General features: G+C 41.9%; 9 protein-coding genes. 4 read left to right on the top strand and 5 right to left on the bottom strand.

Features of this window, described 5'->3' with window-relative positions:
* Window positions 1–13: 13 nt before the first annotated feature.
* A complete protein-coding gene (gene ilvD, locus BCU57_RS04620; protein ID WP_102437105.1) occupies window positions 14–1,858 on the bottom strand; it encodes a dihydroxy-acid dehydratase in 1,845 nt (614 codons plus the stop codon).
* A gap of 207 nt (window positions 1,859–2,065) precedes the next feature.
* A complete protein-coding gene (locus BCU57_RS04615; RefSeq protein WP_102437103.1) occupies window positions 2,066–2,794 on the bottom strand; it encodes a Crp/Fnr family transcriptional regulator in 729 nt (242 codons plus the stop codon).
* A gap of 391 nt (window positions 2,795–3,185) precedes the next feature.
* Here BCU57_RS04615 and BCU57_RS04610 point away from each other — a divergent pair, with 391 nt between their 5' ends.
* The 4 genes from BCU57_RS04610 (at window position 3,186) to BCU57_RS04595 (ending at window position 8,292) form a co-directional block, all read left to right on the top strand.
* Window positions 3,186–4,118: a 2-hydroxyacid dehydrogenase gene (locus tag BCU57_RS04610; protein WP_102437101.1), complete on the top strand. Its 933-nt coding sequence runs from the start codon at window positions 3,186–3,188 to the stop codon at window positions 4,116–4,118.
* Window positions 4,119–4,128: 10 nt separating this feature from the next.
* Window positions 4,129–5,283 carry an alpha-hydroxy acid oxidase gene (locus BCU57_RS04605; RefSeq protein WP_102437099.1) on the top strand — a complete coding sequence of 385 codons (1,155 nt, stop codon included), beginning with the start codon at window positions 4,129–4,131 and terminating at the stop codon, window positions 5,281–5,283.
* Window positions 5,284–5,562: 279 nt separating this feature from the next.
* Window positions 5,563–6,426, top strand: a complete 864-nt coding sequence (mepA, locus tag BCU57_RS04600) for a penicillin-insensitive murein endopeptidase (protein ID WP_102437097.1) — start codon at window positions 5,563–5,565, stop codon at window positions 6,424–6,426.
* 255 nt (window positions 6,427–6,681) lie between these two features.
* Complete coding sequence (locus BCU57_RS04595) at window positions 6,682–8,292, top strand: ABC-F family ATPase (protein WP_102437095.1); 1,611 nt, start codon at window positions 6,682–6,684, stop codon at window positions 8,290–8,292.
* A 100-nt stretch (window positions 8,293–8,392) separates the two neighbouring features.
* Here BCU57_RS04595 and BCU57_RS04590 read toward each other — a convergent pair whose 3' ends face one another.
* From BCU57_RS04590 to BCU57_RS04580, 3 genes are all read right to left on the bottom strand, one after another.
* Window positions 8,393–10,333, bottom strand: a complete 1,941-nt coding sequence (locus BCU57_RS04590) for a S9 family peptidase (protein ID WP_102437093.1) — start codon at window positions 10,331–10,333, stop codon at window positions 8,393–8,395.
* Between the two features lie 188 nt (window positions 10,334–10,521).
* A complete protein-coding gene (locus BCU57_RS04585; RefSeq protein WP_157936429.1) occupies window positions 10,522–10,668 on the bottom strand; it encodes a hypothetical protein in 147 nt (48 codons plus the stop codon).
* A 185-nt stretch (window positions 10,669–10,853) separates the two neighbouring features.
* Window positions 10,854–13,037, bottom strand: coding sequence for an OsmC domain/YcaO domain-containing protein (locus tag BCU57_RS04580; RefSeq protein WP_102437091.1), 2,184 nt, complete (start codon window positions 13,035–13,037; stop codon window positions 10,854–10,856).
* Window positions 13,038–13,283: the final 246 nt, after the last annotated feature.

The following is a 13,283-nucleotide window of genomic DNA, read 5'->3' as shown; positions in this document are numbered from 1 at the left end:
TCAATAACTCCATTTATAGCTCACGATATCCACCGCGATCGGCACTGGTAGCAAACGCTGCATAGGATTTTAACGCGCGGGTGATCACACGGGTTCTTGGTTCATTGGGCTGCCAAGCTTGATCCTTTGGCAACGCATTCATGGCATCACGACGTTGCTGCAATGCCGTATCAGAGATCAGTAAATTAATCGAACGATTAGGAATATCGATGCGTATTTGATCGCCATCTTCAATTAACCCGATAGCACCTTGATTAGCCGCCTCAGGTGAAACATGGCCCACTGACAGACCCGCAGATGCACCAGAGTATCGACCATCTGTCACCAGTGCACAGCTAGCATCTAACCCTTGAGCTTTTAAGCTCATGGTTGGTTTAAGCATCTCTTGCATGCCAGGTCCGCCCTTGGGGCCTTCGTAGCGAATAATGATGATGGTGTTAGGTTGAATTTCACCATTATCAATGGCGGTTAATGCCGTTTCTTGCTGATTGAATACTCTTGCCGTTCCGGTAAAATCCAGCATATGTTCATACACTGCAGCGGTTTTCACTATGCAACCATTTTCAGAAATATTACCGTACAAAACTGCCAAGCCACCTTCGGTGCTATAAGGGTTATCAATATTACGGATACAGCCTTTTTCACGATCTAAATCTAACTCTTTCCAGCGCTGTGACTGGCCATAGGCCTTAATGGTGCGTTTGCCACCAGGCGCAGCTTTAAAGTACTCATGCACTTCTGGGTTATCTGTACGTAATACATCCCAATAGGCTAGCATTTCCGCTAATGTCCCGCCGCCAACCGATTTAACACTGGTGTCAATTAATCCGGCGCGTTCTAGTTCGCCAATGATTGCCATCATGCCGCCAGCACGGTGAACATCTTCCATATAGTAATCTTTGGTGGCTGGTGACACCTTGCAAAGGTGCGGCACTTTTCTGGATAAGCCATCAATATCACTGAGATTGAAATCCACCTCGCCTTCTTGGGCCATAGCCAGCAAGTGTAGAATGGTGTTGGTAGAACCTCCCATCGTAATATCCACTTTCATCGCATTGAAAAACGCTTCGCGAGTGGCAATCGAGCGCGGTAACACCGAGTCGTCATCTTCAAAATAGAACTTTTTGGTGTTGGTTACGATTTGCTTAGCTGCACGGGTGAACAAGTCTTTACGATCGGAATGAGTCGCCAATAATGAGCCATTGCCCGGTAGTGCGAGCCCTAACACTTCAGCCAAGCAATTCATTGAGTTGGCGGTAAACATGCCAGAACAAGAGCCGCAGGTAGGACAGGCATGATTTTCTAAAAACTCAGCACTTTTACCATCAAGTTCCTGACTACTGAAAGCGGCAATATAGGTATCAATGGGGTCAAAACGCTGAACTTTATCTTTTTCAACTACGCGGCCTGCTTCCATAGGCCCGCCTGAGACAAATATCACTGGAATATTTAACCTTAATCCCGCCATTAACATGCCAGGGGTGATTTTGTCGCAGTTTGAAATACAGATCATTGCATCAACGCAATGAGCATTAATCATATATTCGATGCTGTCAGCAATAATTTCACGGCTCGGTAAGCTATAAAGCATACCGTCATGACCCATGGCAATGCCGTCATCGATAGCAATGGTATTGAACTCACGGGCAATGCCGCCCGCTTCAAAAATAGCCTCACACACTAGGCGGCCGACGTCTTGTAAATGTACATGGCCTGGGACAAACTCGGTAAATGAATTAACCACGGCAATCATGGGCTTGCCAAAATCTGTTTGCTGTAATCCCCCTGCTAACCAAAGTGCACGTGCTGCAGCTGCACCTTTACCGTCGACAACTTTTGATGATCTTAATTTAGGCATGTTAACTCTCGTTTTTATTATTAGTGTTAACTACTTTGTCATAGATGATTTGTTAATTTCTGTCACATTTGTGACAATTAAGGCGAAGCACTGAGTTTGGTTCGAAACTCAATTGCAATGACAGGTGTAGCAAATATCAGCCATAAGACCTTGCGAGGCACTGTTAACACAATAGATGATAAAATAAAATATAATAAAATCAAATATCTAGGCGGTATCTACCATTGTCGAATAAAGCGGCACTATGGCTTGATGTGACAAATTCAAATCAAACAATTTGATCATGTTATCAATATCATTAATAAAAATTTTACCGTACTCAATTTGAATCAGGTTTTCTTGCTGCATTTTTTTCAATTCACGCCCGACGCTTTGCCGTGTTGCCCCCACCATTTGCCCGAGCATTTCTTGTGATATATCAGGTAAAGAGACGGCTTCAAGTTCTTTAGCGCCGCGGCTTAGGGCAAGCCTGACAATTGCTGCACCTAATCTTTCATAAAGTGGCAGTAATAATGCTTCATTTAAACTGGCAAAAGTGTATTGAATGCGGGTACATAGAAAGCGGTTTAGTGCTATCGACATTTCAGGAAAGTGCTGACTTAAATGTAAATAGTCTTTATGTGACAATACATTAACTTCAACATCAGTGCATGCCACAGCATAGTTAGGTCGATTATAGCGGGTGATTAATCCGATATCCCCAAAGCAATCACCTGCATGCAAAATGGCCACAATTAACTCTCGACCTTCTTTATTGTAATTACAAATCTTGACTTTACCTGACACCACTTGAAAGCCACAATTTGAGGTTTCACCAGAGTTGTAAATAAATTCATCTTTACGAAATTTTTTAAAGCTAAGCCTGTGGGATATTTGCTGCTGTATTTCGCTGGGTAATTCAGCGCGCCAATTATGTAGATGTTGAATTGTTAACATAGTGCAGAGAGTCCTTGTTCATTCGAACTTATTATTATTGGTCAATCATGGCTAGATTAAGTGATAGTCCCTACAAAGGCAAAGGCTAAAAAAACCACACGCTAGCAACAAATACTGCCTAGGGTTTTATCCACTTTACAACACTATTCTTCTACCGATTAATAGTGATATTTATAGTAGACACGTTATTATCGTTCACAAAAGCAAGCCAATTAAGCTTATAAATTTTATATCGATATCGACCATAAAGCATCTCAAATGCAACATTTGTTGCGGAAACAAACCATCGCTACTGGCACTCTAAACAATCACTAGCTTCAAAAATCATGACAGAAATAGCGAGACCTAAAACCAATTGATTGCCCATAAAAATAATAATAAGGACAAGATAATGACTGATATTATTGTACTTTCTCGCCCATTACCTCTACCGCAAATTAGCGCTAATGGCTCCGCAATCGAAGTGCGGGTATTTGAAGGTGATTACGCTGTTTTTACAGGTGCAAAGGTGTACTTAACAACGGCATTAGATGCCGTTAGTTCTGATTTTATTAATACCTTGCCGACATCCATTACATTAATCGCCAATATTGGTATTGGCGTTGATAATATTGACCTTAACGCCGCTAAAGCGCGCTCCATTTCGGTAACTAACACCCCGGTGGTCACTGAAGATACTGCCGACTTAGCCTTTGGGTTATTGCTAGCCACTTGCCGCCGACTTGGCGCAAATGAGCGCTTTTTACGCAGCGGTAAATGGTCTAAACAATCCCCAATGGCCATGATGGGAAATCAAGTCCACGGTAAAAAGTTAGGCATTGTGGGAATGGGTAGCATAGGCCAAGCCGTTGCGCGCCGCGCCAAAGCCTTTAATATGGATATTTATTATTATAATCGCTCACGATCTCTCGAAGCCGAAGCAAACTATCAAGCTCATTATTGTGACAGTCTGGCGAGCTTGTTATCGTCTGTAGATATCATTAGTTTACATTGCCCACTCACCCCTGAATCACAACAGATAATCAATGCTGATAGCTTAGCCAATTGCAACGATGGCGCCATTTTGATCAATACCGGCCGCGGCGGATTAATTGATGACAACGCCCTCATCGATGCACTAAAAAACGGTAAAATTGCTGCAGCTGGATTAGATGTATTTGATGGCGAGCCTGATTTCCATTCTGGCTATCTTGATTTTGAAAATGTCACCTTAACTCCGCATATTGGCAGCGCAACGGCTGAATGCCGTCAAGCTATGGCAGGCAAAGCCTTACAAAATGTTATTGCGATGCTTGAAGGCAAACCGTTATCAACTCCTGTATAGAGCAGCCACTATGTTATTAACTAAGTCTTTAGAAAAATGCTTTAACATTGAGCAGTTACATCAGCAAGCACATAAAAACCTCCCCCTACCTGTGTATGACTACATGGCAGGCGGTGCTGACGATGAAGTGTCTTTGAGTCACAATGTTAATGCCTTTGATCAATATCAGATTATTCCTAAGTGTCTCACTAATGTCACCGACATCAATACCCACAGCCATATACTGGGCTGTGACATGTCGGCACCATTTTTTATTTCACCTGTGGGTCAGCAGCGCATGTTTCATGCTGATGCAGATATCGCTGGCGCTAAAGCCGCTGAAAAACAGGATATTTTGTTTACCTTATCCACTTTCTCTTCCAAAACCATTGAAGAGGTCGCCAGCAGTAGTTATGGCAATAAAATGTTTCAGGTATATGTCGTGACGGATCCGCAATTAAATGAAGAAATTATGCAGCGGGCAAAAGCGGCAAAATATCAAGCCATGTGTTTAACCGTTGATACCGTGGTGGGCGGCAATCGTGAGCGAGACATAAAAAATGGCTTAACCATACCCATGAACCTCAGCTTAAAAAGCCTATTGGAATTTGCTAAACATCCTTTGTGGGTAAAAAACTACTTTATGTCAGGTGGCAAAGATTTAGTTAATCTAAATGCAGCCCCCTCAACAGGCGATACCGAAAGCTTCCTTAAGTATATGGGTAATCTATTGGAGCGAAATCTCACTTGGGATCACGCCGCCAAGATGATTAAACAATGGGGCGGCCCTTTTGCCATCAAAGGCATTATGTCGGTAGATGATGCAGTTAAAGCTAAACACATTGGCGCATCGGCCATTATGATTTCAAATCATGGCGGCAGACAGCTGGACTGCACCCCTGCGCCAATTGAAATGGTGGCTGACATTCGAGCGGCAGTCGGTCCAGACATCGAGCTCATCGTCGATGGCGGCATCAGACGCGGCAGCGATATTTTTAAAGCGATAGCCTTAGGCGCTAATGCGGTATCACTTGGCAGAGCATACGCCTATGGCCTAGCTGCGGGCGGGCAAGCGGGCGCAGAAAAAGCCATCAATATACTCAAAACAGAATTGGTCCGTACTATGGCCTTGGCAGGCTGTCAAAGCCTTAAGGATATTAACACCAGCATGATCCGTAAGCGTTAACGGTCATCCTCATTCCCTTTAAGTGAGATAATATTAAGTTAGAACAACATCAGGCCTGCGAGCTCCCCCCCCTTCGCAGGCCTGATGCTCTAGTGTCATAATGCTACGACTTAAAAGAATTTAAGCATTCAAACTAATCCGCGCTATTCACTCGCCTAATTCCTATCGCCTTCTATACTTTTGTTGAGCTCATAAGTGATTTGATTATCAAGCATTCGCTAATTAACTCGCTCATGTCCTATACCTTTAATTCACAGTCTTGTAGGAGTAATTTTATCAATGACACGATTAAGCACCATATTACTGCTATTAAGTTTGTTAAGCATTTATCCACTGCAGGCCAGAACCAATCCTTGGGAGCTCGCCACTAGCATCTATCAAGGGCAAGTTGCAGCTATTGGCGGCTATGCTAATGGTTGTTTATCAGGCGCACAGCCACTGCCGTTAACGGGTGACGGCTACCAAGTTATTCGTAGTCAGCGGCAGCGTTTTTATGGCCACCCTAATCTCGTGAATTTTGTCAGTCACTATTCAAAGCAGCTAACTCAGCAAGGGATCAATAATATTTTCATCGGTGATATGTCGATGCCCCGCGGCGGTCAATTTGATTTTGGCCACAGCAGCCATCAAATAGGCTTAGATGTGGATATTTGGCTAAAACTAACCGAGGCGCCACTCAAGCCCCAAGAATTACAAAATCCACGTCATTTGTCTGTGGTTGATATTGATAAATTAACCGTTAATCAAGCATGGTCAAAACAACATAAAACCATGCTCAAAGTCGCTGCAGAGAATAATCAGGTCGCTCGGATTTTTGTTAATCCAATCATCAAGCAGCACCTGTGTAATGAACGAAGCGACAAGGATACTTGGCTACAAAAAATTCGTCCTTGGTGGGGCCATACCTCTCACATGCATGTGCGCTTGCATTGCCCTGAAACTGATAGCTTATGTAAAGCGCAGCAGCCCATTAAATCAGGTCATGGCTGTGAAGAATTAACTTGGTGGACCCAGCAACTTAAGCGTGCAGCGGCAAGCCAGCAACAAGCTAAACAACCTAAAACGGCAGCGGCGCCAAAGCCTTTAAAACAAAAACCGCTTTCCTGTGAACCACTAGTTAAAAACTTACAGGCAAAACAGTAATTTCCCCCTCTTAAAACATTCACTATTGAGCATTTGCCCGTTAAATTGCACTAAACAGGCCAAAAATATACTTTAACTGCATTGGCTGCTCGACATATGAGCAGTTATGTCTGTATAATCCGCGGCTGTTTTACCTACGTAAATGCTCTGCCTTTTTAAGGTCAGCGTTTATCTGCTTAGCTTGGCTGAACTCAAAGTACCTTTTTATTGTACATCGAGCTTTGTTTTGCATACTTAACCATTCAGGATATTCCTTTGATTTCTACCGCAAATATCACCATGCAGTTTGGCCCAGAGCCATTGTTTGAAAACATCTCAGCTAAATTTGGCCACGGAAACCGTTATGGTTTAATTGGTGCCAACGGTTGTGGTAAATCAACCTTCATGAAAATTCTAAGTGGTGAACTTGCACCGACTTCTGGCAACGTGTCTATTACTCCGGGCCAAAAAGTCGGTACCTTAAGTCAAGATCAGTTTGCTTTTGAACAGTACAGCGTAGTCGATGCTGTCATTCAGGGTGACCCAAAACTGTGGGAAGTTAAGCAAGAGCGTGAACGCATTTATTCTTTGCCTGAAATGACTGAAGAAGACGGAATGAGAGTCGGTGAACTTGAAAGTGAGTTTGCTGAAATGGACGGTTACAGTGCAGAAAGCCGCGCTGGTGAAATCTTACTTGAAGCCGGTATCGATGAAGAATATCACTTTGGTTTAATGAGCCAAGTCGCTCCCGGTAAAAAGCTACGTGTATTACTGGCACAGGCTTTATTCTCAAACCCTGATATCTTGCTGCTTGATGAACCGACCAACAACTTGGACATACATACCATTAGTTGGTTAGCAGATGAGTTAAACAAACGTAAATGCACCATGATCATCATCTCCCATGATAGACATTTCTTGAACACTGTCTGTACTCATATGGCTGATATCGATTACGGTGAACTGCGTATTTACCCTGGTAATTACGAATACTTCCTTGAAGCTGCAGGCTTAATCCAAGAGCAGTTATTAGCAGGTAACGCTAAGAAAGTGGCTGAAATGGCTGAACTTCAAGACTTTGTTAACCGTTTTGGTGCTAACGCATCTAAAGCGAAGCAAGCCAGTTCTCGTGCTAAAAAGCTTGATAAAATTTCGCTAGATGAAGTTAAATCATCTAGTCGCATGACGCCTTCATTACGTTTTGACGAAAGCAAAAAAATGCATCGTCAAGCGCTTATCATGGAAGACGTTGGCCATGGTTTTGAAGATAATACCTTATTCCAAGGCGGTAACATTATCCTTGAAGCAGGCGCAAAGCTTGCTGTTATTGGTGAAAACGGTGTCGGTAAAACTACCCTGCTACGCTGTTTAGTTAACGATCTGACCAATAACGAAGGTGTGGTTAAGTGGTCTGAAAATGCCGCTATCGGTTACTGCCCGCAAGACAGCAGCAAAGACTTTGATAATGATCTAAGTTTATTTGATTGGATGTCGCAATGGCGCAGCCCAAGACATAACGATTTAATGGTCCGTGGTATGTTAGGCCGTCTTCTATTTACTGAAGATGATGCCAACAAGAAAGCCCGTAACTGTTCAGGTGGTGAAAAGAACCGTCTATTATTTGGTAAGTTAATGATGATGGATGTAAATGTACTCATCATGGACGAGCCAACCAACCACATGGACATGGAAGCCATTGAAGCGCTGAACAATGCCCTTAAAGAATTTGAAGGCACCTTGATTTTCGTTAGCCACGATAGAGAATTTGTATCATCGCTTGCAACTCACATCATTGATGTGAGAGACCAAAAGTTATTAAGCTTCCACGGTACCTTTAACGAGTACATGGCAAGCCAAGCTGAAGCAGCAGCGCTGATAAAAAAATAAGCCTTATTAACGAAGATTATTCGTAATATCGCAGTCATAAAAAAGCCATTTGAATATTCAAATGGCTTTTTTGTTTTTACGCTATGCCAACCTTTGGAACTTATAAATAGGTATTTAAAAATTCGAGGTATTTATTAGAAGCACTAATGCGGTTAGCTTTTTTACTAAAGCCATGGCCTTCATCATCAAACACAAGGTAATCAACATAAGTGCCGCCCGAGCGGATTGACTCGACCATTTCATCACTCTCAATTTTTAGTACTCGGGGATCATTTGCCCCTTGCACCACCAACACCGGGCTTTTCACTTGTTCACCAAAAAACACTGGTGAAATATTGTGTAAGCGCTCTTTATCTGTCGTTGGGTCCCCTAACTCGTCATAAAGACTTTTACGAAATGCTTCCCAGTAAGGCGGTATGCTTTCAAGGGTTCTCACCCAGTTAGTAACGCCAAAGATATTAATTCCGACTTTGAACTCATCAGTAAATGCCATCGCAGCCATTGTTAAGTAACCGCCATAACTGCCACCCATAACACCAATCTTATCGGCATCAACCCAATCTAAGGTTTGAAGGTATTTTTTGTTATACACCACATCTTGTAAATCATCTTCACCATGACGTTTATCATCTAAGTGAAAAAACGTTTTACCATATCCACTTGAACCACGATTGTTAATCTTAATGATGGCATAGCCGTTATTCACCAGATGTTGAACTGTTGCAGAGTACCCTTTGCGAGATTGCCCGCCAGGACCACCATGGATATAAATCAATGCGGGCACTTTTTTCATATTAGCTTGTTTAGGCTTATATAAAATCGCAGGAATATCTAAACCATCAAAGCTTTTAAAACGCACCACTTCACCGGTAACAAGATTCTGTTCTTTTATGTTTGGATTACCAGAATTGGTTAATCGAAGTATCGAGTCTGTACCTAATTTGTGGGTATATAAGTTTGATGGTGAAGTATCTGAGTTAATGTAAAACACCATTGAACTTGAATCATCAGAGAAATTTACCCCGCGTAAATCACCACTGGGTAAGGTCGGTAATTGCAGTTCAGAATTAGTGGTTAAATCAGTAATAATCAACTGTGTTTGCGCATCGGCATTGACACCGGTAATTTGAAAACGACCATCTTTTGAAAAGTAGCTAAAACTGACATCCCAATCTGCCTTATAGCTTAAGGTGCTCTCACCTGTTGCTAAATCATATGCCCATGATTGATTGAACTCACCAAATTCATCGGTGGCATACAACAAGCGTTTATTGTCTTTAGAAAAAGTATCAACCGAATAAGACACATCACCACTATGTTCAGTGAGCAAGCGTGGTTTTGCCATTTTCAATCTAAGGTCGATTAAATAAAGATCTGAGTTACTGTTTGAATGGCTTTTACTCAGCGCGATAAAACGGCCATTTGGACTCACACTTTCTACACTAAAACCAGAGTCATTTTTAAACACTAATTGGCGACTGTAATCTTCAGTATTATATTGATAAACATCAAAATACTTAGCATCTCGTTCATTGGTTACCACAAAGAAAGATTGCTCATCTTCATGCCATGACATTACTGACGCTTTTAAGCCTTCGCCTGGGGTTAAATCCACGTCAGTGCCATCTAACTCTTGGACATAAAGATGATTAAGTTCATCACCACCTTTATCCGCGCTATATAAAAAACGCTCGTCTTTTGGAAACCACGACTCAACAAATACTGATTCTTTAGTTGAAAACGTCAGTTGTTTTGACGGGCTGCCATCAACAGGCACACGATAAGCATTGAAAATACCGCTTTTATCATTACTGACTAAAACAGCATTGCCTAAATGGTTAATTGAAGAGCCAAATACACTGGTGGTTTTATAAAACTCTTCAGCATTGTAAGTTTCAAATGCCACTGAATTACTGGCAACTAAATCAATTGGATCAGCTTGTGGTTTAACATCATTGGAGTTACTGGAATTCGAGCAACCACCTAGTGCAACCGCCATTATGGCTGTTGTGATAGCAGTTGTGATGAGGGTTTTAAGCATGAAAATATCCTTATTATGTCCGAGAACTTAAACGAGATAATTCAAAAAGTAGCGATGAATTATTGAGTACAGTATTCAACCTAGCAGGAGATGCTAATATTGGCTAGCCGTATGAGAATCAATAAAACAGAAGTTGAAGCGGAACGTTATAACATTTAAATAAAATAACGATTATGCGAATACATTAACTAGCAAGTTGAAATGAGATAGCCAAAGGTATTATTTGCATGCTCTGGAACGCCCAAACCCACTAAAGTAGACATCACAAAAATCACCAACGTGGTTATAGCTAACGCTGCGGTGATAATCATTAATAGCCTAAATAATGTTGCCATCTAAGTTCCTTTAGCCTTCACTTTTAACTGACTGATACGATTTATCTCAATCATATTTCAGCCATAAGTTAACAGAATGAGCTCATATAGTGTTATTGATAAATGCTATTACCTTTATACAAATGACAAAAACAACAAAGCCCATCATGAAATGGGCTTTGTTAAATTGGTTTTAACTGTATTCGTTATTTAGCGGCATTCGCCCGTGCTTGATGCAGTTTTTTATAGCTTTCAATCAATCTAAGGTGCGGCTCGATACCTTCAAGCTTCATGCTGGTTTGAGTCAAACCAAAGAACTTCACCTCACCAGTGACACTGCCAACAACGTTTTTCATATTGTCTTCACCAAACATACGGTTGAAGTTATTAATAAAGTGCTCAAGCGCTAAACCGTCATCCAAGGTGACTTCTAATACCGCATTAACCGCTTGATAGAACAAGCCGCGCTCGACTGTATTGTCGTTGTATTGTAAAAACTCACCAACATAATCCATCGCATCTTCAAGCCTGCCTATCGCAAGGTAGATTAAGATTTTAAGCTCGATGATGGTTAACTGTCCCCAAGGGGTGTTTTCGTCAAACACGATACCAATTAAGGTTGGTATATCGGTTTGATTATCCAATTGGCTTTCTTCTAAGCGCTCAACTAAATCAGTTAACTGCTCATGGGTTAACACATGCAGATTTAAAATCTCTTCACGGTAATCCAGCGCTTTATTGGTGTTGTCCCAAATAAGATCTTCAACTGGATACACTTCTGAGTAATCAGGCACCAAGATACGGCAAACCGCTGCGCCTAATTGGTCAAACTCAGCAATATAAGCTTCTTTGCCAATATCCGCTAAGATGCCAAATAAGCTTTCAGTTTCTTCTTCCGTAGTACCAGAGAAATCCCATTCGCAGAAATCATAATCATGATTGCTGCTAAAGAAACGCCACGAGATAACACCTGTAGAGTCAATAAAGTGCTCAACAAAGTTTTCAGGCTCTGTCACTGTCATGCTATTGAACGTCGGCTTTGGCACATCGTTCAAGCCTTCAAAGCTTCGACCTTGCAATAATTCTGTCAGGCTGCGCTCAAGCGCCACTTCAAGACTCGGATGGGCGCCAAATGAAGCAAATACGCCGCCAGTTTTAGGGTTCATCAAGGTGACACACATTACAGGAAATTGACCACCGAGTGAGGCATCTTTAACCACAACAGGGAAGCCTTGTTCTTCTAAACCTTTAATACCCGCTAATATGCTTGGGTACTTTTCAAGTACAGCCATTGGCACATCTGGCAGGACAATTTCTTGCTCGATGATTTGGCGTTTAACCGCGCGTTCAAAGATTTCAGATAAACACTGCACCTTGGCTTCAGCTAGGTTATTACCCGCGCTCATGCCGTTACTTAAAAATAAGTTCTCGATTAAGTTAGACGGGATATTAACCACTTCGCCATCAGAGTGACGAGTATAAGGAATGGTACAAATACCGCGCTCAAAGTTACCTGAGTTGGTATCAATCAGGTTTGAACCCGCTAACTCACCATCTGGATTATAAATCTCTAAACAGTAGTCATCTAAAATGCCGCTTGGCAGCGAGTCATCTTCTTCTAACTCAAACCATGTTTCATTGGGATAATGCACAAACTCGCTATTAGCTATCTCTTCGCCAAAGAACTGGTCGTTATAAAAGAAGTTACAGTTTAAACGTTCAATGAATTCACCTAATGCAGAGCACAGCGCACTCTCTTTCGTCGCGCCTTTACCATTAGTAAAACAGGCTGGTGATGCTGCATCACGAATATGCAGTGACCACACATTCGGCACAATGTTACGCCATGAAGAAATTTCAATCTTCATCCCCAGCTCTGCTAGCATGGCAGTCATGTTGGTGATGGTTTCTTCAAGGGGTAAGTCTTTACCTATGATGTAGGTGCTGGTATCGCCTTCAGGTTGACCCATCAACATGGCATTGGCGTCAGCGGCTAAATCATCAACGGTTTCGATTTTAAATTCAGGGCCGGTTTGCACCACTTTTTTAACCGTGCAGCGGTCGATAGAACGTAAAATACCGGTACGATCTTTTTCAGAAATATCATCTGGTAATTCAACTTGGATCTGAAAAATCTGGTTATAACGATCTTCAGGATCAACAATGTTGTTTTGTGATAGCTTGATATTTTCCGTAGGAATATCACGGGCTTTACAATACACCTTGATAAAGTAAGCCGCACACAGCGCTGACGACGCTAAGAAGTAATCAAACGGACTTGGCGCTGACCCATCACCTTTGTAGCGAATAGGCTGATCGGCAGTAACAGTAAAGTCGTCAAACTTGGCTTCAAGTCTTAAGTTGTCGAGAAAATTAACTTTGATTTCCATTGAATAGTTCCAGAGTCGTGCGCTGTAAATTGGCGGGTATATCTAATGAGGTGAATTATCGGTGTTTTTAGCGCAATAGTCTTGGGTTAATTGTCACTATTGCTTAATTAGCTGAAAAATTTCCCCTGCATTAAACAATAATCAAAGGCTTAGCATTGGCCATGCTTGCACATGACCAGCTAAGTTATTGCTGATTAAGTCGACATATAGATTTATTTATGACATCTGCCATAGTTAAATGACTAT

Source organism: Shewanella sp. 10N.286.48.B5 (genome assembly GCF_002874355.2).
Lineage (GTDB): Bacteria > Pseudomonadota > Gammaproteobacteria > Enterobacterales > Shewanellaceae > Shewanella.
The sequence above is the reverse complement of the archived record's forward strand: the minus strand, read 5'-3'. Positions and strand labels throughout refer to the sequence as shown.